Origin of the sequence: Amycolatopsis anabasis (assembly GCF_009765355.1) — a bacterium.
GTDB classification, from domain to species: domain Bacteria; phylum Actinomycetota; class Actinomycetes; order Mycobacteriales; family Pseudonocardiaceae; genus Amycolatopsis; species Amycolatopsis anabasis.
Genome location: NZ_VTHK01000002.1, coordinates 60467 through 82177 on the forward strand (window position 1 = coordinate 60467; position 21711 = coordinate 82177).

Annotated in this window: 25 protein-coding genes and 1 pseudogene; 16 read left to right on the top strand and 10 right to left on the bottom strand. The window is 70.1% G+C overall.

The window, feature by feature from the left end; translation table 11 throughout:
• The first annotated feature begins 466 nt into the window (after positions 1-466).
• The gene (locus tag FXO23_RS02450) at positions 467-1177 is read left to right on the top strand and encodes a hypothetical protein (RefSeq protein ID WP_158880290.1); all 711 of its coding nucleotides are present in this window, start codon (positions 467-469) and stop codon (positions 1175-1177) included.
• Between the two features lie 133 nt (positions 1178-1310).
• On the top strand, positions 1311-2027 hold the full coding sequence (locus tag FXO23_RS02455) for an SDR family oxidoreductase (RefSeq protein ID WP_158880292.1): 717 nt from the start codon (positions 1311-1313) through the stop codon (positions 2025-2027).
• Here FXO23_RS02455 and FXO23_RS02460 read toward each other — a convergent pair.
• A complete protein-coding gene (locus tag FXO23_RS02460) occupies positions 1960-2616 on the bottom strand; it encodes a hypothetical protein (protein ID WP_158880294.1) in 657 nt (218 codons plus the stop codon). The two genes, FXO23_RS02455 and FXO23_RS02460, sit on opposite strands and share 68 nt — an antisense overlap.
• 516 nt (positions 2617-3132) lie before the next feature.
• On the opposite strand from FXO23_RS02460, the gene FXO23_RS02465 reads away from it, so the two are divergent.
• The 3 genes from FXO23_RS02465 (at position 3133) to FXO23_RS02475 (ending at position 4775) form a co-directional block, all read left to right on the top strand.
• Positions 3133-3744 carry a DUF6801 domain-containing protein gene (locus tag FXO23_RS02465; RefSeq protein ID WP_158880296.1) on the top strand — a complete coding sequence of 204 codons (612 nt, stop codon included), beginning with the start codon at positions 3133-3135 and terminating at the stop codon, positions 3742-3744.
• Between the two features lie 81 nt (positions 3745-3825).
• Positions 3826-4200, top strand: coding sequence for an MmcQ/YjbR family DNA-binding protein (locus FXO23_RS02470; RefSeq protein WP_158880298.1), 375 nt, complete (start codon positions 3826-3828; stop codon positions 4198-4200).
• A 47-nt stretch (positions 4201-4247) separates the two neighbouring features.
• On the top strand, positions 4248-4775 hold the full coding sequence (locus FXO23_RS02475) for a CGNR zinc finger domain-containing protein (protein ID WP_158880300.1): 528 nt from the start codon (positions 4248-4250) through the stop codon (positions 4773-4775).
• A 33-nt stretch (positions 4776-4808) separates the two neighbouring features.
• On the opposite strand, the pseudogene FXO23_RS52635 reads toward FXO23_RS02475, so the two are convergent.
• Positions 4809-4946: pseudogene (locus FXO23_RS52635) on the bottom strand (DUF5993 family protein); the annotation flags it as partial.
• A gap of 317 nt (positions 4947-5263) precedes the next feature.
• Here FXO23_RS52635 and FXO23_RS02480 point away from each other — a divergent pair.
• Positions 5264-5830 carry an HPP family protein gene (locus FXO23_RS02480; RefSeq protein WP_246256843.1) on the top strand — a complete coding sequence of 189 codons (567 nt, stop codon included), beginning with the start codon at positions 5264-5266 and terminating at the stop codon, positions 5828-5830.
• 340 nt (positions 5831-6170) lie between these two features.
• Here FXO23_RS02480 and FXO23_RS02485 read toward each other — a convergent pair whose 3' ends face one another.
• Positions 6171-6611 (bottom strand): DUF6640 family protein, encoded by a 441-nt coding sequence (locus FXO23_RS02485; RefSeq protein WP_158880302.1) that lies wholly within the window; start codon positions 6609-6611, stop codon positions 6171-6173.
• 96 nt (positions 6612-6707) lie between these two features.
• Here FXO23_RS02485 and FXO23_RS02490 point away from each other — a divergent pair, with 96 nt between their 5' ends.
• The 3 genes from FXO23_RS02490 (at position 6708) to FXO23_RS02500 (ending at position 9417) form a co-directional block, all read left to right on the top strand.
• On the top strand, positions 6708-7604 hold the full coding sequence (locus FXO23_RS02490; protein WP_158880304.1) for an MBL fold metallo-hydrolase: 897 nt from the start codon (positions 6708-6710) through the stop codon (positions 7602-7604).
• A gap of 222 nt (positions 7605-7826) precedes the next feature.
• Complete coding sequence (locus FXO23_RS02495; protein ID WP_158880306.1) at positions 7827-8534, top strand: RraA family protein; 708 nt, start codon at positions 7827-7829, stop codon at positions 8532-8534.
• A 103-nt stretch (positions 8535-8637) separates the two neighbouring features.
• Positions 8638-9417 (top strand): polyprenol monophosphomannose synthase, encoded by a 780-nt coding sequence (locus FXO23_RS02500; protein WP_158880308.1) that lies wholly within the window; start codon positions 8638-8640, stop codon positions 9415-9417.
• Positions 9418-9419: 2 nt separating this feature from the next.
• Here FXO23_RS02500 and FXO23_RS02505 read toward each other — a convergent pair whose 3' ends face one another.
• Entirely contained in the window at positions 9420-10175 is a 756-nt protein-coding gene (locus tag FXO23_RS02505) for an IclR family transcriptional regulator (protein WP_158880310.1), read from the bottom strand.
• Between the two features lie 121 nt (positions 10176-10296).
• Here FXO23_RS02505 and dhaK point away from each other — a divergent pair, with 121 nt between their 5' ends.
• Positions 10297-11301 (top strand): dihydroxyacetone kinase subunit DhaK, encoded by a 1005-nt coding sequence (gene dhaK, locus FXO23_RS02510; RefSeq protein ID WP_158880312.1) that lies wholly within the window; start codon positions 10297-10299, stop codon positions 11299-11301.
• Positions 11302-11318: 17 nt separating this feature from the next.
• Positions 11319-11948: a dihydroxyacetone kinase subunit DhaL gene (gene dhaL, locus FXO23_RS02515; RefSeq protein ID WP_158880314.1), complete on the top strand. Its 630-nt coding sequence runs from the start codon at positions 11319-11321 to the stop codon at positions 11946-11948.
• Here dhaL and FXO23_RS02520 read toward each other — a convergent pair.
• The 3 genes from FXO23_RS02520 to FXO23_RS02530 all read right to left on the bottom strand — a co-directional run bounded on the left by FXO23_RS02520 (position 11945) and on the right by FXO23_RS02530 (position 14159).
• On the bottom strand, positions 11945-12220 hold the full coding sequence (locus tag FXO23_RS02520) for a hypothetical protein (RefSeq protein ID WP_158880316.1): 276 nt from the start codon (positions 12218-12220) through the stop codon (positions 11945-11947). The two genes, dhaL and FXO23_RS02520, sit on opposite strands and share 4 nt — an antisense overlap.
• Before the next feature lie 668 nt (positions 12221-12888).
• Positions 12889-13125 carry a hypothetical protein gene (locus tag FXO23_RS02525; RefSeq protein ID WP_218951878.1) on the bottom strand — a complete coding sequence of 79 codons (237 nt, stop codon included), beginning with the start codon at positions 13123-13125 and terminating at the stop codon, positions 12889-12891.
• A 98-nt stretch (positions 13126-13223) separates the two neighbouring features.
• On the bottom strand, positions 13224-14159 hold the full coding sequence (locus FXO23_RS02530; RefSeq protein WP_158880320.1) for a TetR/AcrR family transcriptional regulator C-terminal domain-containing protein: 936 nt from the start codon (positions 14157-14159) through the stop codon (positions 13224-13226).
• 172 nt (positions 14160-14331) lie between these two features.
• On the opposite strand from FXO23_RS02530, the gene FXO23_RS02535 reads away from it, so the two are divergent.
• Both FXO23_RS02535 and FXO23_RS02540 read left to right on the top strand, forming a co-directional pair.
• Complete coding sequence (locus tag FXO23_RS02535) at positions 14332-15081, top strand: DUF2306 domain-containing protein (RefSeq protein WP_425484832.1); 750 nt, start codon at positions 14332-14334, stop codon at positions 15079-15081.
• Between the two features lie 106 nt (positions 15082-15187).
• Positions 15188-15430: a hypothetical protein gene (locus FXO23_RS02540; protein WP_158880322.1), complete on the top strand. Its 243-nt coding sequence runs from the start codon at positions 15188-15190 to the stop codon at positions 15428-15430.
• 98 nt (positions 15431-15528) lie between these two features.
• Here FXO23_RS02540 and FXO23_RS02545 read toward each other — a convergent pair whose 3' ends face one another.
• On the bottom strand, positions 15529-16464 hold the full coding sequence (locus FXO23_RS02545) for a helix-turn-helix domain-containing protein (RefSeq protein WP_158880324.1): 936 nt from the start codon (positions 16462-16464) through the stop codon (positions 15529-15531).
• A 71-nt stretch (positions 16465-16535) separates the two neighbouring features.
• Between FXO23_RS02545 and FXO23_RS02550 the strand changes: the two genes are divergently transcribed.
• Together FXO23_RS02550 and FXO23_RS02555 are read left to right on the top strand one after the other, a co-directional pair.
• On the top strand, positions 16536-17777 hold the full coding sequence (locus FXO23_RS02550; RefSeq protein ID WP_246256844.1) for an MFS transporter: 1242 nt from the start codon (positions 16536-16538) through the stop codon (positions 17775-17777).
• Positions 17774-19189: an amidase gene (locus FXO23_RS02555; protein WP_218951879.1), complete on the top strand. Its 1416-nt coding sequence runs from the start codon at positions 17774-17776 to the stop codon at positions 19187-19189. Before FXO23_RS02550 ends, FXO23_RS02555 begins: the two co-directional genes overlap by 4 nt.
• On the opposite strand, the gene FXO23_RS02560 is transcribed toward FXO23_RS02555, so the two are convergent.
• Complete coding sequence (locus FXO23_RS02560) at positions 19177-20343, bottom strand: hypothetical protein (RefSeq protein WP_158880328.1); 1167 nt, start codon at positions 20341-20343, stop codon at positions 19177-19179. The genes FXO23_RS02555 and FXO23_RS02560 overlap by 13 nt on opposite strands.
• 78 nt (positions 20344-20421) lie before the next feature.
• The gene (locus FXO23_RS02565) at positions 20422-20985 is read right to left on the bottom strand and encodes a helix-turn-helix domain-containing protein (protein WP_158880330.1); all 564 of its coding nucleotides are present in this window, start codon (positions 20983-20985) and stop codon (positions 20422-20424) included.
• A gap of 76 nt (positions 20986-21061) precedes the next feature.
• Between FXO23_RS02565 and FXO23_RS02570 the strand changes: the two genes are divergently transcribed.
• Entirely contained in the window at positions 21062-21559 is a 498-nt protein-coding gene (locus FXO23_RS02570; RefSeq protein ID WP_218951880.1) for a YbaK/EbsC family protein, read from the top strand.
• Positions 21560-21711 lie beyond the last annotated feature (152 nt).

Consider the following 21711-nt stretch of genomic DNA (forward strand, 5'->3'; position numbering starts at 1 on the left):
CGCGCGCACCCACTGGAAGGTCACCGGGCCCTCGGGTTCTCCGCGCCGCAGTTCGCCGCTACTCCAAGTCAGCGCGCCCCATGACCTGAAAGCGTGACCCGGGTTCGCGGAAAGTCATGCCGTCGAATGGCTTGCTTGATCATTTACTGGGCCATCCAGGTTAGCTCGAACACAAAAGAGTCGGCCCGCCTTTCACAATTCAGAAGATCAATTTCCGGCGTTCCGAGTTCACGTTCCGGAAATTCGACCTCTTTGGGGTGATGGGCATGGAAGGCGGTTCGGCGTCTGCGCTAACGTATGCGCGGCACTGACCCGTTGCGAACAGGAGACCCACTTCAGAAGCTGACCTGCGTACAGTTTCCGGATCAAGGAATCCGAGTTCACCGTGGATTTGCTGTCGAATCCGCCATGCCTGACGGGGCATCGCGTTATGTGTTGATCAGGTAAATCAAAGAAGGAGAAACCCGTGGTCAAAAACGTGCTGGTTGTCGGCGCGGCGACGGCTGGAATGCTGTTCATGGGGGCGCCGGCATTCGCCGAGCCCGGCCCGCCTGTCGATGGCCAATTGCTCAGCCAACCCCTCGTTTCCAACGTCAACGTCCTGAACAACAACATCGTTCCCGCCGGGAACCTCAACGGTGGTAGTGGCAACAACGCAGGTCAGAACAACACCGGCGGCAACGGCAACAACCTCGGCTCGGCCAACAACGGCGGCAACGGGAACAGCAACGGCGGCAGCCAGAACGCCGTCGGCAGCGGCAACTCCGGGGGCGCCGGTCGTCAGGTCGTGCTGGCCGATGAGGGCGGCCCGGGTAACACCAACGGTGGCAGTGGGAACAATGCCGGTCAGGGCAACATCGGTGGTAACGGCAACAATATCGGGAACAACAACAACGGTGGCAACGGGAACAGCAACGGTGGCAGCGGGAACATCGTCGGCACGGGTAACGTCCACCCCGGCGGGTTCCACGTCGTTCCGCCGCTGCTGATCGGCGGCCGCCAGGTCGCGCTGACGGTCAGCGGCGGACCGGGAAACCTCAACAGTGGCAGTGGGAACAATGCCGGTCAGGGCAACATCGGTGGCAATGGCAACAATATCGGGAACAACAACAACGGTGGCAACGGGAACAGCAACGGTGGCAACGGCAACACCGTCGGCACCGGAAACCACGGCTAGGCCAAGGGGCTAGGGAACCCAGGGGTGGCGGAAGGGCTGACCTTCCGCCACCCCTGGTCGCCGTGTCCCGGAAAAGCGCCTACTAGCCTGCTGGCTGATCGTTCCGCCCGATCCCGATCCGCTGGAGGCCACCTTGACCACCCCGACCGCGGTCATCACCGGCGCGGCGAGCGGGATCGGGCGTGCGCTGGCCGAGGCGCTCCACGCGAAGGGAACTCGCCTGGTCCTGGCCGACGTCGACGCCGACGCCCTTTCCGCGACGGCGACGAGGCTCGGCGCGACCGGTGTGGTGACCGATGTCGCCGATCCGGACGCGATGACCGCGCTCGCCGAGCAGGCTCCGCGGGCGCGGTTGATCTGCCTGAACGCCGGGATCGTGGGCCGGTCGCTGGGCGCGCCGTGGGAGGTGCCGCCCGGCGACTGGGACCGCGTGTTCGGCGTGAACGTCGGCGGGGTCGTCAACGGCCTTCGCGCCTTCGTGCCGAAGCTGCTCGCCACCGGCGAGCCCGCTCACGTGCTGATCACCGCGTCACTCGCCGGCCTCGCGGTCTTTCCCGGAGGCGGCGCGTACGGCCCGTCGAAACACGCGGTGACCGCCGTCGCGCAGCACGCGGCGATGGCCCTGGCCGGGACCCCGGTGCGGGTCAGCATGATCTGCCCGGCGCTGGTCGCCACCGGTATGTCCGCCGAGGGAGTGGAGCCGGGCGTGGTCGCGGAGAACGCGTTGCGGGCCGTCGACGACGGCGTCTTCGCCGTCCTCCCGGCCGAATGGGAGGACGCGGTCATCGCGCAGGCGGAGCGGATCGTGTCCGGGCAGCAGCCCGTCCCGCCCGTTCCGCGGCAGGACTGAGGCGCCACCGCACCGGGCGCTCGACGTCGGCGCGGGTGCTCGTTCCGACGATCTCACCGGCGTTGTCGACGTCGACGGCGGCGGTTTCGGTGCCCTCGGGGAGCGGGCCGAGGTCGATCATCGTGCCGCGTCGCCACAGGAACGGGTGCGGTTCCCTGGCGGCGGTTCCGGCCGGGGTCCGCAGGGTACCGGCGATCTGACCGAAGTCGTTGATCGCGCTGACCGAAACGTCGGTGACGGTGAGTCTGTCCGAGTTCGGCAGCAGGGCGCACCCGCCGGTGTCGCAGCGCACGGCGGCTTCCGCTCCCTGGTCCGGGTCCAGCTCGCGATTGCTGACCGCGCGCGGAACGGCCCCCGCGCCGAGGTCGAGAACGCGGCCGGAATCCCAGACCACGCCGTGCCCGCCGCTGAGCCCGATCACCCGGCCGTCCTCGGCGATGGCGGTCACCGCCGCGGTTCCGGCGCCGGGCGAAGCGCCCAGATCTTCGGGATCGACCCGCCCCGACGCGGCCCCGGCGGACGTCGCCGGGACGATCCCGGCCACGAGCATGCCGAATACCAGCACCCGCCACTTCCGGACCGCCGCCATAGCGGAGAATAGTGCCCGCGCGGCCGCGAATCCGGCAAGCCGAGCGGTGGCGAAAGGGGACCGGATCGGTGAATACTGTCACCCCGGGAAATGTTCCCCGGCGGAGTCCTCGCAATTCGCTGACAACTATCGCGTTCAGCCCGCCATCGGCACGGCGGTCCCGGGAAAACGGCGTTCGGCGCAGGGTGTGCCGCCACCGGCTCGCCGATCACCGCGAACCGGCCGCCGGTGGCCGACGTGCAGGTTGAGGTACCTTTTGTCATGCCGGGCAGCCTCCCTGCCGCGGGAAGGCTCACCTTCCTGCCAGGCCCCGGCCGGGCCGCGAATTTATCATCCCGGTCAGCTTCTATTTCGTAGAATCGGGCCGAATATGATAATTCGTCGCCGATCTCGAAAATAATGTTCGGGAGCCTTGAAGGTTGGGTAATCGCACACTAATCTCCAGCTCGGGGTTGCCTCGCGGATCAGCCCCAGTTGTTTGTCTGTGTTCTCATTCAATGAGGAAAGGAACTGCTAATGACGGCAACTATGGTGCGCCCTGCCCGCAGGTGGGCGGCCGGAACCGGGGTTGTGGCCGCGATCGTCGCGGTCGTAGTGGGCGTGTTCGGTGCCGGTATGGCTCAGGCGGCGGACAAGGAGCTGACCTGGAAGGGCGCCTTCCCGATCATCGGTGAGCAGACCGTGAAATCGGTGATCCACGCCGAGATTCCGGCCTCGGTCAAGGCGGGCGAGAAGGTTTCGGTGCCGTTCTCCATCGATGTGGACGCCGGTCAGGCAGCCGGTGACGGCCTGCGGCTGGTGGGTATCAAGAAGCTGTCCGGCGCGATCAAGTCCTCGGTGACGCTCAAGGTCAGCAGCGGCCAGTCCGTTCCGCTGCCCATCGAGGTGCCGATTCCGGACACGGAGGTGCCCGCGGAGGGTGCGTTGACCTTCAAGGCCGAAGGCACCGTCGAGTTCACGATCCCGCAGGGGACTCCGGCCGGCGAGGCGACCACCTCGGTCGACCCGAAGGCCACCTCGCACATCAAGACCGACGCCACGGACCCCAGCCTCGCGGAGTTCGACGTGGAGCTGGCCCTGGACCCGCCGGATCAGGACACCGTTCTGGGCAAAACCCAGGTCGGCTGATCGGCACCGCACCACCGGATTTTGGGACGTCCCCGATCGGGGCGTCCCAAAACCCGTTCCGGCCCGGGTTAGGGTGGGCCGATGACGCCTGCGGCTCTGCGGAAGACATGCCTGGGTTTTCCCGGCGCGCGTGAGGAGTTTCCCTTCGGGGAGGAGACCAGCGTGTTCAAGGTCGCCGGGAAGATGTTCGCGCTCAGCGCATTGGGGGCCCGGCCGCTGCGGGTGAGTGTCAAATGCGACCCCGATCTCGCGATTCAGTTGCGTTTGGACCATGCCGCGATCACCGCGGGCTACCACCTGAACAAGAAGCACTGGAACACCGTCGTGCTGGACGGTTCGGTGCCGGACCAGCTCGTGCGCGAGATGATCGAGGACTCCTACGACCTCGTCGTCGCCGGGCTTTCCCGTCGGCAGCAAGAGAAGCTGAAGTGGGTGGCGCTCAGCCAGGAGTCGTAGCGGCGCCGAAGGTGGTGTGCGCGCGCCGAGCCTGCTGTAATGGCTGGGTGCAGTTCAACCCTTACGGCGGCGTGGCGGCGCAACTCGCCGCCACCGTCGTGAACGCCGGGCCGGATGCGACCTCGGAGACCTTCGAGGACATCATCAAGGCCTACGACTACCGGCCCGCCTGCCGCGTGAACGCCGAGGAGGCGCGGGAACTGGTCCGCTGGGCCGCCCGCCTGCGCCCGGTCTTCCACGAACCGGTCCTCGAGGAGCGGGTGCGGCTGCTCAACGAGCTGCTCGCGATCGTCGCCGCCCGGCCCTACATCACCCAGCACGACGGCCGGCCGCCGCATTTCCACTACGCGGCGAGCGACGCGCCGATCGTCCACCGCATCAAGGCCTACACCACGGGCGGGCTGGCCCACGCGCTCTGCGAAGACCCGCGCCGGATCGGCGCCTGCGGCCGCGCGGGCTGCGATCTCGTGTTCGTGGACACCTCGCGCAACGGGCGCAGGCGGTTCTGTTCCACGCAGTGCGCGAACCGCGCCCATGTGGCCGACCACCGCAGGCGGCAGAAGGAACGCGGCTGACCGCACGACGAAGCCGCCGAGCAGGTTGAGGGCGGAGGTCACGTGGTGGTCGAAGACGAGGAGGGCGACCACCAGGGCGAGCGCCCAGAGTCCGATGATCCGCGGCCTCGGCCAGTGCCGGATGGCGGCGAACAGCGCGACCGAGATGAGCGCGAAGGTGATGGTTTCCAAGGAAGTTTCCTCCGCTCCGGCCGATACGCGAACTTCGTGCGGAATTCGATCGTACGGAAGGCGGAAGAATGCGCCATTCGAAACATTTGCCCGGACCGGCCTGGCACAGACGGACCAGGCGTTTTTGCTACCTGATCGAATGAGGCGGTTTTCGCTGGCGCGTTCCGGTTGAGGCCTGGTCTACTCGATGGCGTGGAGCAGTGGAGCCGCGACAAGACAATGCGCTCGACGCACGGGGTGAATTGTACCGGTTCGTGCCGGACGAAGACTTCCGCGCAGGACGGGATCTGCACCGTTTACCGCGACTGGGAACCGCGGTGAGCACTCGTGGCCTGGCCAGGCTGCACCTGAACAACCTCCAGCGGCGGTACCATCCGAAGCTCGTCGCGGTCGGGTACTCCGCGATCAATTCGTTCCTCTCGATCGCGCTGATCGCGGTCGCCGCGATGCTTACCCACCAGCCGCTGGTGTTCCCCTCCCTCGGCCCGACCGCCTTCCTGCTGTTCTCGACACCCCTGGTCCCCGCGGCCAGCCCGCGGAACACCGTGCTGGGGCACCTGGTCGGCATCGGAGCGGGCGCGCTCGGGCTCGCGGTCACCGGGCTGCTGACCACCCCGCCCCACCTCGACGACGTGACCGTGCCCCGGGTGGGCTCGGCCGCCATCGCCCTCGGGCTGACGTGCGGGCTCATGCCCCTGCTCCGGGTCAGCCATCCACCCGCCGCCGCGACCACGCTGATCATCGCGCTCGGGCTGCTGCGCACCCCGCACCAGCTCGTCGTCATGTTCCTCGGCGTCCTGCTGATCACCGCGCAGGGCCTCCTGATCAACCGGCTCGCCGGGATCGACTATCCTTTGTGGACGCCGAAGTCCGCCGGGAAGTAGGCCCAGCCTCGGCTCCCGTGCGGATGCACGGACCGGTGCTCGGGAGGTCCCCACATGGTGCCCGATCGGCTGATTGCCCGGCGTGTCGGTGTCGCTACGGTGGAAGGGCGGGGGTTGCCGCAGGAAGGCGTGGCCTCGCTACAGCGGGGTCGGCACGCTGCCCGCGACCCGCGGGCTTACCGCCTAACCGAGGCCGTACCCGGACCAGTCGCTCAGCTGTACCACGCGGTCTCATCCAGGCCACACACCCGGTGGCCGCGGCCAACCGCCCGCCCTTTCTTCCCTTTGTTACTCCGGGTTTCCCGAACGTCGCCGGGAGCCCGCGAAACGAGCAACCAGCTCAGTCGGTTTCGCGCCGCGCCCGCCGGGTGATGCGGCGGCGTTCGAGGACGTAGCCGAGCGCGGTGACCGCCAGGGCGGGCAGCGCGATCTTGGCCTGCGGGAACTTCGCGGTGTTCGGCGGATCGGTGGCCTCGGCGCCCGGGTAGGCGAGCGCGGAAATCTGGGTCACCCAGTACAGGGACGCCAGAACGGCGGCGGTGTCCAGGCTGGTCCGGGCCGAACCGGGTGCGCGCCAGAGCTGGTAGAGGCTGGCGAGCCCGAGGGACAGCCCCATGCTCATGGTCTGCCCGTTGTGAAACTTGGCGTGCGGCGGCCAGTTCGGGTTGAACACGTGCGTTTCGTTCCAATCGGCCCGGTAGGGGCCGACGGCGGTGGCCAGCGAGGTCAGCGAAATCAACACCCGTCCGAATCCGCGGCCGCGCACCAGTGCTTTCCGCATTGCCGTTCCTTTCCCGAGGAGTTCGCCGCCAGTATCCAACCTCCAGAATGGTCGAGGTCAAGGACATTCGCGTCGCGCAGGTCTAGGGTCGAGGTCATGATCGATGACGCGTTGAGCCTGGAATGGCTGGGCTGCACGACCTACCGGATCCGGATCGGCGGATTGACCCTGCTGCTCGACACGTTCGTCGACCGGCCCGCGTCCGCACCCCAGGTGGGGGTGAGCGCGGCGGACCTTTCCGCCGATTTCGCGTTCATCAGTCATGCGCACATCGACCACATCCTCGGCGCCGATGTCGTCGCCAAGAACGGCGGCGCCACCATCGTCGGTTCGTACGAGAGCATCCGGCTGATGCGGGAGGCCGGGGTGCCCGAGGCCCAGGTGCTGCCGGTGTCCGGCGGGGAAACCGTGGACTGCGGGCACGACGTGCGGGTGCGGGTTTACCCCAGCCTGCACTCGTGCTTGTTCACCCCGCGGCGCTGGGACTCCGGCGCGGAATGCCTCGGTGATCTCGGCGTGAGCCACCAGGAGCGGCTCGCCCGGGTGCTGAATTCCGAGCTGTTCGGAAGCCCCGACACGCCTCCGGAAATCCTCGTGTACTACCGCGGGCTGACGAGCCCGTACTCGTCCTTCGACGGCGGGCAGCTGATGTACCTCGTGGAAACTCCGCGCGGCTCGATCCTGTGGAGCGCCAGCGCCGGCTGCTGGAGCCCGATCCTGCGCGGACTGCGGCCCGACGTCGCGGTGCTCGCCGCCGCCGGGCGGCCCAACCTCGACGGCGAACCCTTCCAGGGCACCCTCGCGGAATTCCTCGTCCGCGAGATCGAGATGCTGCGGCCCGGCAGGACGATCTTCTGCCACCACGACGCGTTCCTCGCGCCGATGACACCCGCCACGGACACCACGGCCGCCGCCGAGGCCGTGCGGAACCGGTGCCCCTACACCGAACTCGTGGACCTGACCTACCTGAACCCGGTGCCCATCCTGGACTAGCGCCCCGAGTGGACCGCCTGCCGCGAGTTCTACGTTCGGGCACGCGAGTTGCACGTTCGGGACCGGGCACTTTGCGTTCGGGCAGTCGAGTGCGCGGTTCCCGCTCGCCCGGCGCCCGGGTGCGGAACTCGCCTACCGGAATGGGGAACTCGGTAGACCGGAACGGGGAACTCACCCGTCCGGAACGGGGGACTCGCGACAGCCGGGACCGTAGGATGAAGTATGGAGAACGAAGAGCTTCGGCGGCGATTCGCGGGGTTGACGACCGCCCATGTCGCGGATGCCTGCCTTCGTGCGCGGATTCCGGTGCGCTGTGCGCCCGCGCTCGTGCGTGCGATGGAGCCCGGTAGCCGCATAGTCGGGCGGGTGGTTCCCGCGCGGCATGCCGGTAGCGTCGACGTCTTCCTGGAAGCGCTCGACCGGGCCGTGCCCGGCGACGTGCTGGTGGTCGACAACGGCGGGCGGGCCGACGAAAGCTGCGTCGGCGATCTGGTGGCGCTCGAGGTGCGGACCGCCGGGCTCGCCGGAATCGTGATCTGGGGCCTGCATCGCGACACGGCTGATCTGCGGGCGATCGGGTTGCCGGTGTTCAGCACCGGGGCGATCCCCACCGGCCCGTTGCGCCTCGACGACCGCTCCCCGGACGCCCTGGTGTCCGCGCAGGTCGGCGCATGGACGGTGGGGCCCGAGGATCTGGTGCTGGGCGACGACGACGGCGTGCTGTTCGTACCGGCCGCGCACGCCGGGGAGCTTTTCCCGCTCGCGGAGGCGATCCGCGACACCGAGCGGCGCCAGGCCGAGCGGATCCGCGCGGGCACGTCCCTGCGCAGCCAGGTCGGGTTCGACACGTTCCTCGCCGAGCGCGCGCGGAACCCGGCCTTGACGTTCCGCGAACACCTGCGAGCCGTGGGCGGGGCCATCGAGGAATGACGTTCCTGCCCCGGCGCGGGTTCGCCCCCACGGTCGCCCTATATCGGGCAGGCTACGCTACGTCAACCAAAGATCCCCAGCCGGAAAACCGGGAGCGGAGCGAGTGACCAAACGTAACGACCCGCCGGTCGAACTGCCCGACAAATGGGCCCGGCAGCGCGTCACCGTCGTGGTGCCCTGCTACAACGAGGCGGAAACGCTCCCCGTTCTGGTCGAGCGGCTGCTCGCGCTGCCGTTGCCGGAACTGCGGATCCTGGTGGTCGACGACAATTCCCCGGACGGCACCGGCCAAGTCGCCGACGAGCTGGCCGCCACCGTCGAGCGAGTGTCGGTCGTGCACCGCGAGCGCAAGGAAGGGCTGGGGCGCGCGTATGTCGCCGGGTTCTCCGCCGCGCTGGAGACCAGCCCGGACTGGGTGGTGCAGATGGACGCGGACGGATCCCATCCGCCGGAGGCGATTCCCGGGCTGCTCGGCACCGCGCTCGCCGCACGCGCCGAGGTCGTGATCGGATCCCGTTACGTGCCGGGCGGGCGCGTCGACGAGGAATGGGGCACGAACCGGCGCTGGCTTTCGGCCTTCGCCGAATGGTACGTCGAACGGATTCTGGGTTTGGGGATCCGGGACGCGACCGCGGGTTTCAAGTGCTGGTCGGCCGAGACCTTGCGCAGGCTGGATCTCTCGCGCGTCGGCGCCGCCGGGTACGCGTTCCAGGTCGAGATGAACTACCTGGCCGTCCGGGAGAACTGCCGCATGGTCGAGGTCCCGATCTACTTCGCCGACCGGACGGTGGGCGAGTCGAAGATGAGTTTCCGGGTGAAACTGGAAAGCGCGGTGCAGCCGTGGAAACTGCGGCGACGGCACCGGAAGACCACAGTGGACTGACGTTAGGCCGGGGGAACCGGCCAGTGCGGTGCGCCGAGTTCGCGGGAGATGGTGCGCGCCGCGTCGCGCACGGCCCCGGCGACGGCGTCTCCGACCGGCCATTCGAGCATCGGGACGACCACGCCGACGGCCCCGGCGACGGTTCCGTAGCCGTCGAAGATCGGGGCGGCGAGGCCGCATTCGCCGATGACGGCTTCTTCTTGTTCACTCGCCAGCGCGTGTGAGCGCACCGCGTCGAGCTGGGCGCGGAACCGCGCGGGATCGGTCACCGTGTCCCGGGTCATGCTGCGCAGCGGCCCGTCCGGGTAGGACTCGGCGTGTTCGGGGGAGAAGGCCAGGATCGCCTTGCCGAGCGCGCTGGCGTGGGCGGGGATGACGATGCCGACCTCGGGCATCTGCCGGGACCCGTCCGGGCGCGGTTCGTGGTGGACGATCAGCACCTCCTCCGGGAGCAGCACCCCGGTGCGCACGGCGTACCCGGTGCCGCGGGCCAGTTCGCCGGCCCAGGTGATGGCCCGGGACCGGAGTTCGAGGGTGTCCAGGTAGACATTGCCCAGTTTGAGCGCGGCCGGGCCGAGCCGGTAGTGGCCGGAACCCTGGTCCTGCAGCACCATGCCGTGCACCTGCAGGGTTTTGATGATTCCGTGCACAGTGGACGGTGCGAGGTCCAGCCGGGTGGCGATCTCGGAGAGGGCGAGCCGACGCGCGGTCCGCAGCACGCCGAGGACCCGCATCGCCCGGTCGACGGACTGGATCATCGTGCGCCCCATCTCCTGTCCGTCATCCGCCCGCACTTTACAACAGCCGATCCTCATCCTAAGCTCGCAATCCATTCGATAATGTCGAATGAGTTGCGACGATCGCGCAAGGAGGCGCTGGATGTCGGTGCGGCAGTTGGTGAACGACCCGGCGGATTTCGTGCCGGAGGCCCTGCAGGGGTTGCAGCGGGCCCATCCCGGGCTGATTCGGTACCACGAAGATCCGGCCTACGTGGTGCGCGCCGGGGACTCGAGTGCCCCGAAGGTGGCCCTGGTGTCGGGCGGCGGCTCCGGGCACGAGCCGTTGCACACCGGTTTCGTCGGCGAGGGCATGCTGGACGCGGCCGTTCCGGGTGCGGTGTTCGCCAGCCCCACCGCGTTCCAGATCAGGGCGGCGATCGGCGCCGCGGACCGCGGGCGTGGCGTGCTGCTGATCGTCAAGAACTACACCGGTGACGTGCTGAACTTCCGGATCGCCGCCGAACTGGCCGCCGACGACGGCATCGAGGTGCGGTCCGTGCTGGTGGACGACGACCTCGCCACCGATGGGCAGGAGGAGGGCGGCCCCGGGCGGCGGGGTACGGCGGCCGTCGTCGCGGTGGAGAAGATCTGCGGCGCCGCCGCGGAACGGGGTGCGTCGCTGGCCGAACTCGAGGCGCTCGGCGCGCGGATCGCCCGGTCCGCGCGCACCATGGCGCTGGCCCTGGCCTCGTGCACGCAACCCGGGCAGCCGCGGCCGTCGTTCGACCTCCCGGACGGCGAGATCGAATTCGGGGTCGGCATCCACGGCGAGCACGGGGTGGGTCGCCGGCCCTTCGGCTCCGCGCGTGAACTCGTCGGCGAACTGACCCGGCCCCTCCTCGCGGCGCTCGGCCTGGACCGGGGCGACTCGGTGCTGGCGATCGTCAACGGCCTCGGCGCCACCCACGCACTCGAGCTTTCGGTGGTCCACCGCGAGCTGACCGCGTTCCTGGACGACCGCGGCATCGACGTGGCGCGGTCGCTGGTCGGTTCCTACGTGACCTCGCTGGACATGCGGGGCTGTTCGGTGACGCTGCTGCGCGCCGACGACGAACTGGTCGACCTGTGGGACGCGCCGGTCCGGACCCCGGCGCTGACCTGGTGAACGAACGGGAGCGAGAGATGGAAACCTTCACCACGGCCGAGACGCGGGCCTGGATCGACCGGTTCATCGCCGAGATCACGCGCCGCGGAGCCGATCTCACCGAACTCGACCGCCGTGCGGGGGACGGCGACTACGGCACCAACCTCGCCTCCGCCCTGCGCCGGGCCGAAGCCAACCTCGCGGCCGCGGAGCCGGATTCGCCGAAAGCCGTGTTCACCGCGGTGGCGAACGCCTTCCTGCACACCGGCGGCACCAGCGGACCGCTGTTCGGCATGTGGTTTCGCGAATTCGCCCGGGCCTTCGGGAACGAGATCACCCCGGCCGCGCTCGCCGAGGCCGCGCACAACGCGCAAATTGTTGTCCGCCGGCTCGGCTTGGCCGAGGTGGGGCACAAGACGATGGTCGACGCGATGGTCCCGGCCGCGGAAGCGCTGTCCGCGGCGGCTGCCGCGGGAGCGGACGTCCCGGCGGCGTTGCGCGCGGCCGCGGCGGCCGCCCACGAGGGAGCCGCCGCCACCGAGCAACTGCTCGCCCGGCGCGGCCGGGCCAGCTATGTCGGCGAGCACGCCCGCGGGGTGGTCGATCCCGGCGCGCTGACGGTCGCGCTGTTCTTCGAAGCGGGGACGACCTCGGCGACTCTCGCCTAGGTGGTCCGCACCATCGGCGGGTGGCCGTTCCAGGTGACGAAGCAGGAACTGGTGGTCCCGTCGCCCCGGGTGAAGTCGACGCGGATCCACCCCGCGGCCTCCCAGACCCGCACCTGCCACCCGGCGGCCGGGGTGGCCGAGACCAGCCGCGCGGAAGCCTGCCCCATGTCGAGCACGACCCGCCCACCGCTGCCGCGCACGTCACCGGGAGGCGGCGGGGATTCGACCGGGATCGCCTGCGGCCGGTCACCCAGGGCGTCCGGGCGCTGCACAGCTTCCCGTCCGGGATGATCTCGCGGTGCCGTCCCGCGGCGTCCCCGATCCGGATTCCGTTCCAGTCGTAGAGGTCGCCGCGAGGGCGGCCGCGCGTCGTGAGCGCATGCGTCAACTCCTTGAGGATCTTGCTTCTTACGGATGCCGACCGTAAGAGCGCGAACCGCCGGAGTACGCACCCGAAACCACCCGATGAGCCGCCCTTGAAGGTCTCTTAAGGTGCGGGCTGCCCGTATCCGCCGTGCGGCGCGGGATATCCCGGCGCCGGACCGGGCCACGGCGCCGGGGCCGGTCGGGGACGCAGGCGCAGCACGACCGCGACGCCGATCAGGCCGACGCCGAGCAGGCTGACCGTGATCGGGAAGGTGCTGCCCTTGTCGGTGATCTCGCCGAACAGCGCGGCGCCCTCGCAGTCCTGGCGTCCCGCTTGGACGTCGACCGTGCAGGTCCACTTCGGAAGGTCCAGGGAGCTTTCGTCAACACCGCGGGGATGCTACCGACATGATCATCCCCGCGGTGCCGTAATCCGGAAATCGGCGTGCTCAGCGCAGCTCGGTCAACCAGCGGCCGCGCGAAGGTGATGGCCGAACTCGTCACCGACCAGCCGAGTGTCCACAATGGACTCATCGGCGAGTGTCGCGAGTTCGTGGTGCTCCCACCAAGCGCGCTACTCGACCTCTTCGACCGTGCCGATCACCTCGAGCCGTATGCCGGGTACGAGGTGGCGGCCCGCGTGGTGCAGGTTCACCCAGACCGACCCCGGACGCAGATCCGGCGAAGCGTCGATCACGGTTCCGTGGTCACCGGCGAACTGGCCGCCGGCGACCTCGACCCGGGCGCCGGTGGGAAACGCCGCCTTGAACGGTTCGCCGGGTTTGCGGGCGTCCGGCCTGTCACTCCACAACACGGGGCACCACGTCTCCTCTCGCGGGCGGGGTCCTGGTCCGCGGGAACACCACCAGCATCCGCCCATTCGCCGGGTGGGCACAGGACCATTCGGGCTCATTGCCGCGCGGCGAGCAGGGCGGCGATGCCATCGAGCTGGCGTTGCAGGCCGAACTCGAACAGTTCGTCCAGATCGTTCAGCGTGTCGACGCCGCCCGCAACCTCGGCGAAGGTGGGGAAGCGGCCCGATTCGAGGAGTTCGGTCAGCAGCCCCATCTCCGCGTCCTGCCGCTGCACGCCGCTGATTCCGGTGTCCTGCTCGGTTTCCACCTCGAACGCGTTGGTCACCGCGATGCCGCCGACGTAACCGTTCAGCGTGATGACCACGTACAGCTGGACGTTCCGGTCCAGGCCGAGCCCGTCCAGGGCCCGCAGCGCCCAGTCGACGTGCCGCAACCCGCTGGCCACCACCGGCGGGCGGATGAGCGAGTTGAGCAGGATGGGCGCGAGCCACGGGTGCCGCCGGTACGCGCGCCACTGCACCCGGGCGGCCAGTTCCAGTTTCGCGCGCCAGCCCGGCGGACCGGGTTCGGGCAGTTCCTCCGCCCCGAACGCGGTGTCCGCCATCAGCCGGAGCAGTTCGTCCTTGTCCGGCACGTGGCGGTACAGCGACATGGCGCCGACGCCGAGTTCGACCGCGAGCCGGCGCATGGACAGCGCCGCCCGGCCTTCGGCATCCGCGAGCGCGATCGCCGCACGCACCAGGCGATCGCGGCTCAGCGCCGGTTCGGCGGGTTTCCCCGGCCGGGCCGCGGGCCGTTGCCGCACGCGGTCGCTCACCACGGTCCCGCTGCCGGGAACCGCGCGCACCCAGCCCTCCTGGCGGAGCACGGCCAGCGCCTTGCTGGCCGTGGCCATGGCGACGCCCCAGTCGTCGACGAGCCGCCGGGTGGAGGGCACCCGTTCGCCCGCCCGAAGTTCCCCGGACGTGATGCGCTGCCGGATGTCCGCCACGATGCGCAAATACGGGGCGGGGCGCGGCGAATTCGTCATCAGCTCCTCATAAGTGTACTAGTGCGGTTGCCCCTGGCGCGGCCCGGGCGGGCTGCACCGCACTAGGGCGGAGTCAGGGTAATTCCCGATATTTCGCCACGTCAATTGTCCGGGCGGTCGGTACGCCGCTAGCTTGCGCGTACGGTGTACCAACTTGGCACAGGGGGCGAGCATGACCACGACGAGCGAACCGATGAACAGCCGCACCGGCACCGGGCACCGGCCGGTGGGCGGGCGGCAGCCTTGGTGGCAGCGGCCGTGGGTGGTGCCGCTGGCGTTCCTCGCGGCCGTGTTCCTGGTCTACTCGCTGCCGCCGTATCTCGGCCTGGACCCGGCCAGTTCGAGGGTTCCGGCGCCCCCGGGCGTCGGCTGGTACTACCCGGCGCTGGTGGCGCACATCGGGTTCGCGTCGGTCGCGATGGTCACCTGCGTGCTGCAGGTCTGGCCGTGGTTCCGGCAGCGGCATCCGGTGGCGCACCGGCGTATCGGCCGCGTCTACGTGTTCGCCGGGGTGCTCCCGGCGGGGGTGATGGGGCTGGCGATCGCGCTGGCCGGCCCGTTCGGCCCGGTGGCGGCGACGAGCAACGCGCTCCTCGCGGTGTTGTGGCTGATCTTCACGATCGCCGGGTTCCGGATGGCCCGCGCGCGGAGGTTCGGTGAGCACCGCAAGTGGATGATCCGCAGTTTCGCATTGACAATGTCGATCATCAGCAACCGGATCTGGGCCGTGGTGTGGGCGCTCGCGCTCGAGCCGCAGCTGGCGACCACGTTCGGCGGCAGCGAGCAGGCGCTCGGGCAGGCCATCGCCGGGCTGACCACCTGGACCGGCTGGGTCTTCCCGCTGCTGATCGCGCAGTGGTGGCTGGAACGCGGGCGGGGTCGTAAAACCGCCAACCGGAGTCAATCCGTTGCCGCGCGGTGATTTCCCCAAACTCGATGCCGCGGGCGGCGGGACTGGCTAGGCTGACCCGGTGCCGCCCCGGACCCCGGCGCCGACAGGGTGATTTCGACTGGGGAGGGGCGAAAGCATGACCATCCGGCAGACCGATGCCGAAGACTCCGAGGGTGGCCCGGCGGTCTTCGCCGAACGGGCCACCGGGATTCCGCTGGGCACCCGCCGCGCGGTGGCGGACTGGATCGCCGACGAGAACACCACTGCCGAGGAGATCGGCCGGTTCGTCGACGCGCACGGCGGGTACTTCCGCCGACATCCGGAGCGGGTCGTGAAGCCACCACACGAGTCCATGACTTTGGATTGGTGGCTTCCCTGATTCCCTGAGGGCCGGTTCGATCCCAGATCTGTTCGGGAACCAGGGGCTTCGCCGACTGTCCGTAGTGGACTCTTCCGAGAGGTGCTGGAGCACCTGGATCAGCGGAAGGTGCGCCGGTAGGCGTCGGGCGGGACGCCGACGGTGCGGTTGAAATGGCGGCGCAGGGTGGCCGCGCTGCCCATGCCGACCCGGTCGGCGATCTGGTCGACGCTCTCCGAGGTGTTCTCCAGGAGCTCCTGCGCGCGGTGAATCCGTTGCGCCAGCAGCCATTGCAGCGGCGTGGTCCCGGTGACCGCGGTGAACCGGCGGGTCAGGTGGCGCGGGCTCAGGTTCGCGCGGCGGGCGAGATCGGCCACGGTCAGCGGCCGGTCGAGATGCCCGATCGCCCACGCGAGGAGTTCGGCGAGGCCGTCCCCGTCGCTGGGCGGCACGGGATTCGCGATGAACTGGGCCTGCCCGCCCGGCCGGTGCGGCGCGACCACCATCCGGCGGGCCACGTCGTTCGCGACCGCGGTGCCGTAGTCGGCGCGCACCATGTGCAGGCACAGGTCGATCCCGGCCGCCTTGCCCGCGGAGGTCAGGACGCCGCCGGAGTCGAGGTAGAGAACCCCCGCGTCGACCTCGACCTCAGGGTGGCGTTCGGCCAGCCGCGCGGCGTGCATCCAGTGCGTGGTGGCGCGCCGCCCGTCGAGCAGGCCCGCGGCGGCGAGCACGAACGCCCCGGTGCAGATGGACGCGACCCGCGCGCCCGCCCGGTACGCGGCACGGACCGCGTCGACCAGCTCGGCGGGCGGGTGGTCGATGACGTTGTGGCAGGCCGGGATGACGACGGTGTCCGCGGTCGCCAGCGCGTCGAGCCCGTGCGGGGTCTCGGCGTGGAACCAGCCGCCGACCCGGGCGCCGGGCGGGGCGCAGACGACCAGGTCGTACCAGGAGTCGGCCAGTTCCGGCCGCGCGAGGCCGAACACCGCGGCCGGTACGGCCAGTTCGAACAGCGGGATCCCGTCGGTGACGGCCAGTGCGACAGTGGGCATGTCCGTAACTGTACGCATGTTGGCGTTCCGGACACTCGTGACCGAGGTTCCCGGCGGCGAGCATGATCGGCGTGACCAAACAAGACACGAGTCCCCGCGTCGCCGGGCCCGGCGTGCGGATCGGCGAGCGCACGTGGCTGCGGGCCGGGGTCGCGGTGGCGTCGGTGGGCTGGGGCGCCAACCAGTTCGCGCCGCTGCTGCTGATGTACCGGGCCGAACTCGGCCTGTCGGCCGCGACCGTCCAGGCCACGTTCGGGTTGTACGCGCTCGGGCTGATCCCGGGACTGCTGCTGGGCGGCCCGGTTTCGGACCGCTTCGGCCGCCGCCGGGTCATGCTCCCGGCGCTGGGCGTTTCGGCGCTCGCCAGCGGGTTGCTCATCCTCGGCGGTTCGGCGCCCGGCTGGTTGTTCGCCGGGCGCCTGATCGCCGGGGTCGCCAGCGGGGCGGCCTTCAGCTCGGGCGCCGTCTGGATCAAGGAACTCTCCGGCGCGGGCTCGGCTCGCGAGGTGAACCCCGGCCCGCGGCGGGTGACCACGACGATGACCGCCGGGTTCGGCGCGGGCCCGTTCGTCGCCGGAGTCCTGGCGCAATGGGCCCCGGCGCACACGGTCGTGCCGTACCTGCCGCATCTGGCGCTGGTCGTCCTCGCCGTGCCCCTCGTCCTCGGTGCTCCGGAAACCCGCGCCCCGCGACCGGGCACCGGCTTCCGGCAGGCGCTGCGGGTGCCCGCCGCACGGGAACACCGGTTCCGCGCGGTGGTGGTCCCGCTCGCGCCCTGGGTGTTCGGCGCCGCCTCGATCGCACTCGCCTACCTGCCCGGTCTCGTCGGAGACCGGCTCGGCGGCGGCGCGCTCGCGTTCAGCGCGTTGGTCACCACGCTGACCGCGGTGGCCGGAATTCTCGTGCTACCCCTGGCCCGCGGGGTGGACCGGCCCGGCACGCCGCGCCTGATCGGCGCCGCGCTGGTGACCGTCGTGGCCGGTCTGCTGGTCGCCGCGGCCGCCGCGGCGACGGCCCAGCCGGTGCTCGTCGTTCTCGCGGCGGTGGTGCTGGGCGGAGGTTACGGCTGCTGCCAGGTGTGCGGACTGCTCGAGGTCCAGCGCCTGGCCCGGCCCGGCGAACTGGCCGGGCTGACCGCGCTCTACCAGGCGCTCACCTATCTCGGCTTCGCCGCGCCGTTCCTGCTCGCCGCGGCCCAGCGGTTCGTTCCGGCGAGTGTGCTGCTGCTCGTGGTCGCCGCGCTCGCCGTCCTCACCCTGGCCTGGACCGTGCGCGCGGTCCGGTTCACCCGATCATCCGGAGAAAAGCCGTGAACATTCCCGAAATCCTGACCTTCGGCGCCGCCGAAGCCGCCCGGCGGCTCCGCGCACGCGAGGTCTCCAGCACCGAACTCGTGCGGGCCGTGCTCGCCCGGATCGAAGCCGTCAACCCCCGGGTCAACGCGATCCGCGTGGTGCTCGCCGAAGAGGCGCTGAAGGCCGCCGTGGACGCGGATCGGCGGCTGGCGGCCGGGAAACCCGCCGGACCGCTGGACGGGGTGCCCGTCACGGTCAAGGAGAACATCGACGTCGCCGGCACCGCCACCACCCAGGGCGTGGCGGCGCTCGCCGAGGAGATCGCCCCGGTGGACGCGCCGCCGATCGCGAACCTCCGCCGGAACGGGGCCATCCCGATCGCACGGACCAACCTGCCCGACTTCGCCCTGCGCTGGCACACCGACAGCGGAATCGCGGGCCCGACGCGGAATCCGTGGGATCCCGAGCTGACCCCCGGCGGGTCGAGCGGCGGCGAAGCCGTGAGCCTGGCCACCGGGATGAGCCTCCTCGGCGTGGGCAACGACCTCGGCGGTTCGCTGCGCTGGCCGTCGCAGTGCGCCGGAACCGCGGCGCTGCGCCCGACGCTCGGCCGGATCCCGCACGCGCTGTCGCTCGAACCGAGCACGAAACCGATGAGCCTCCAGCTGATCGAGGTCCAGGGCCCGATGGCCCGCCGCATCGAAGACCTCCGGCTCGCGCTCGAGGTGATGGCCGCGGCGGATCCCCGCGATCCCTGGCATTCCCCGGTTCCCGCGTCCTATGCCCCGGAGCGGCCCCGCCGGGTGCACGTCCTCGCCGAACTGCCCGGCGTCCGGATCGATCCGTCCGTCCGGGAGGCGATCCGGCGGGGTGCCGACGCGCTGGCGGCCCAGGGTTACCAGATCCGCGAAGAACCCCCGCCCGGGATCGGCGAGGCCGCGGCCACCTGGGCCCGGCTGATGACCAGCGATGCCCGTCGCGCGTGGCCGGACCTCGACCCGGTCGTGTCGGCGAGTGGGCGGCGGTTCATGGAATCGATGTTCGAACTCGTGCCGCGCATCGGGCTGGACGAGTACGCGGAGCTGTTCACGACCCGCCTGCGGCTCGCCCGCGCCTGGGCGGAGTACCAGCGGGAAACGCCGCTCGTGCTCGCGCCGATCTTCGCGGGCCGGGCGTTTCGCGCGGGCAGCGACCTCGAAGGCGTTGCCGCGGCGGGGGAGATCGTCGCCGGGCTGCGCGCCACGGTCGCGGTGAACCTGCTCGGACTGCCCGCCGTCGCGGTTCCGGTCGGCCTGGTCGACGGCCTGCCGCAGGCCGTGCAACTCGTCGGGCCGCGGTTCGGCGAGGAGTTGTGCCTGCGGGCGGCGGAAGCGATCGAGGCGGCATGGCCGACTCCGACGCCGATCGATCCCGGCGATCACCGGGACTGACGGCCGAGCACGACCGCGTCCTTCGGCCGGTTCTGCTCGTCGGTGGTGACCACCGCGGTCGGACCGTTGATCGCGGCGAACGCGGTGAAACCGTTGCCCTTGCCGAGAACCGGCAGCGCGGGCTGGGTGGTGACCGGACCGGCCGAGAGCACCACGGTCACCGGTTTGTCCAAGCCGAGCGCGAACACCGGCGCGGTCTGCGGCGGGAGCGGCATACCGAGTGTTCCCGGGGCCGGTTGCTCCGGCGTCCGCGCCGGATTCCACAGCAGCGCCGCGGGCTGCCCGCCCGAAGTGGCGCCGGACACCGCGAGCAGCCGCCCGGGCGGTCCGCCGCCGATCCGCACCGCGTCGGCGAGCAGCCGGATTCCGGTGGTGCGGTAGAGGGAAGCCGGGAAGCTGGTGGTGCGGTTCGCGTGGCAGGGATTGGCGTTGACGGCGGCGCCCAGCGCGATCAGATCGTCCACGCGAACGTCCGCGCCCACCCCGCTGAAGGAACGGCGGCTGATCGCGCCCTGGTTCACGGCGCTGCCCCACGGCCCGAGGAAGGTCTTCTTGTCCGCGCCGTAACCCCGGTGGAACACCAGGAGATCGGGCGCGCAGTGGCTCGATCCGGTCCAGCCGGTGAACACCCCGTTCTCGACGTTCCCCAGATCCAGGTCGACCCGCCCGTCCTCGTCGCGGGAGTACTTGTCCACCGCGGTCACGTCCGTGGCGAGCAGCGTGCGCGGGAACAGATCGACGCCGGTCCTCGACCCGATGTCCAGGGTGACCGCGGGATCGTCGAGGTCGAAGGTGTCGCCGCTGGAATCGAACCAGGATTCTTGGTGCACGCGCTGCACGATGTTCACCCGGTACTTGCCGGGCTGCGTCTCGCTGGGGAGCGCGAAGACCACCTGCTCCGGTTCCGCCCACAGCAGCAGCCAGCCCTGCGGCTTTTCCCCGGGCGTGAGCAGCGCCCGCGCCGCGGAGTCGATGAGCGCGGTGTCGTGCACCGCGGGGCCGCGGGCCGTCCACTGACCATCCCCGGCATTTCGTTCGTAGGTCGGGGCCGTGGGCGGGGGCGGCGGAGCCCAGGGCGGTGTCGTGGCGACCACCACGGCGACGCCGGACAGCAGAGCGAAGAGGACGAGCCCGAAGAGGATTTTCTGGCGCATGCGGATGGGAGGCCCCGTGGCGGGCGGCGGTTTCGCGGGACGGGCTTCGGTAAGAATCCGGAAAGGTGTAGGTCGTCGCTACCAGCTGGTCGCCGGGTAGGTCATCACGCAGACGGCGTCGACATCGTCCGCCGTGGCCTCGTAGCAGTGCGGCACGTCCGCGGTGAAGACGACGAAGTCACCGCTGCCGACCTCGGTCGGCTCGTCGGCGGCACCGACCAGCAGGGCGCCGTGCGCCACGTAGACGTGTTCCACGGTTCCGTGCGCGTGCGCGGGGCTGTCGATGCGCTGACCGGTCCGGTGGATCCGGAGCCGCCAGACCTCGGTGAGCACGCCCGCGCCCATCCGGTGCAGCAGTTCCTGCTTGCTGTACTCCGGTGCGCCGGTACCGGCCCGTACGACGGGTTTCGCGGGGGTGGCGGGCAGGATCAGGTCCCCGAGCGGCAGGCGCAGCGACACCGCGATGGCGGACAGCGTTTCGATTGTGGGATTTCCCCCGCCGCTTTCCAGGGTGGACAGCGTGCCCTTGCTGATGCCCGCCTCCCGAGCCAGATCGGCGGCCGACATGCGCCGGGCTTCCCGCATGCGGCGAATCTGGGCGCCGATCGCCGCCGCGACCCCGTCCTGCTGCCGATCCGTCATCACCACTCCATCATGTATATTGAACGTATCGTTCAGTCTATTGAACCGTGCTCGTGGACGCATCCGGAGGTTAAGCGTGGAGACCTATGACCGGCTCATCGAACTGCTCGACGAGCACGGGGCCGAATACCGCCTGATCGACCATCCGGCCGAGGGGCGGACCGAAGTGGTCAGCGGCCTGCGCGGCAACGCGGTCGCCGACGCCGCGAAGTGCATGGTCCTCATGGTCAAACTCGGCAAGAAGGTCACCCGGTACGTGCTGGCCGTGGTGCCCGGCGACCGGAAGGTGGACCTCGCCGCCGTGCGCGCCTTGCTCGGCGGGACCTACGTTTCCTTCGCCTCGCCCGAGATCGCCGAACGGTTGTCCGGTTGTGTCGCGGGCACCATCCTGCCGTTCTCCTTCCACGAAGACCTGCAGCTCGTGGCCGACCCCGCCATCCGGGAAATCGACGAACTGTATTTCAACGCGGCCCGTCTCGACCGATCGATCGCGCTGCGCACCGCCGACTACCTCGCCCTGGCGAAGCCGAGGTTCGAACCGATCCAGCAGCGGCAAGAAGCCGTGTGCGACTAGCGGAATCCGCTGAACGTGGAATCCGTGATCATCCGGGTAACGTGTTGCACCGCGATCCCGACATCCAGCCCAACGCGAGCTGAACTCTAGTGATGCATCCAGTGCCGGTGCGACGAGTTTCATAGCGGACGCGTACGGTGCGTATGCGACCT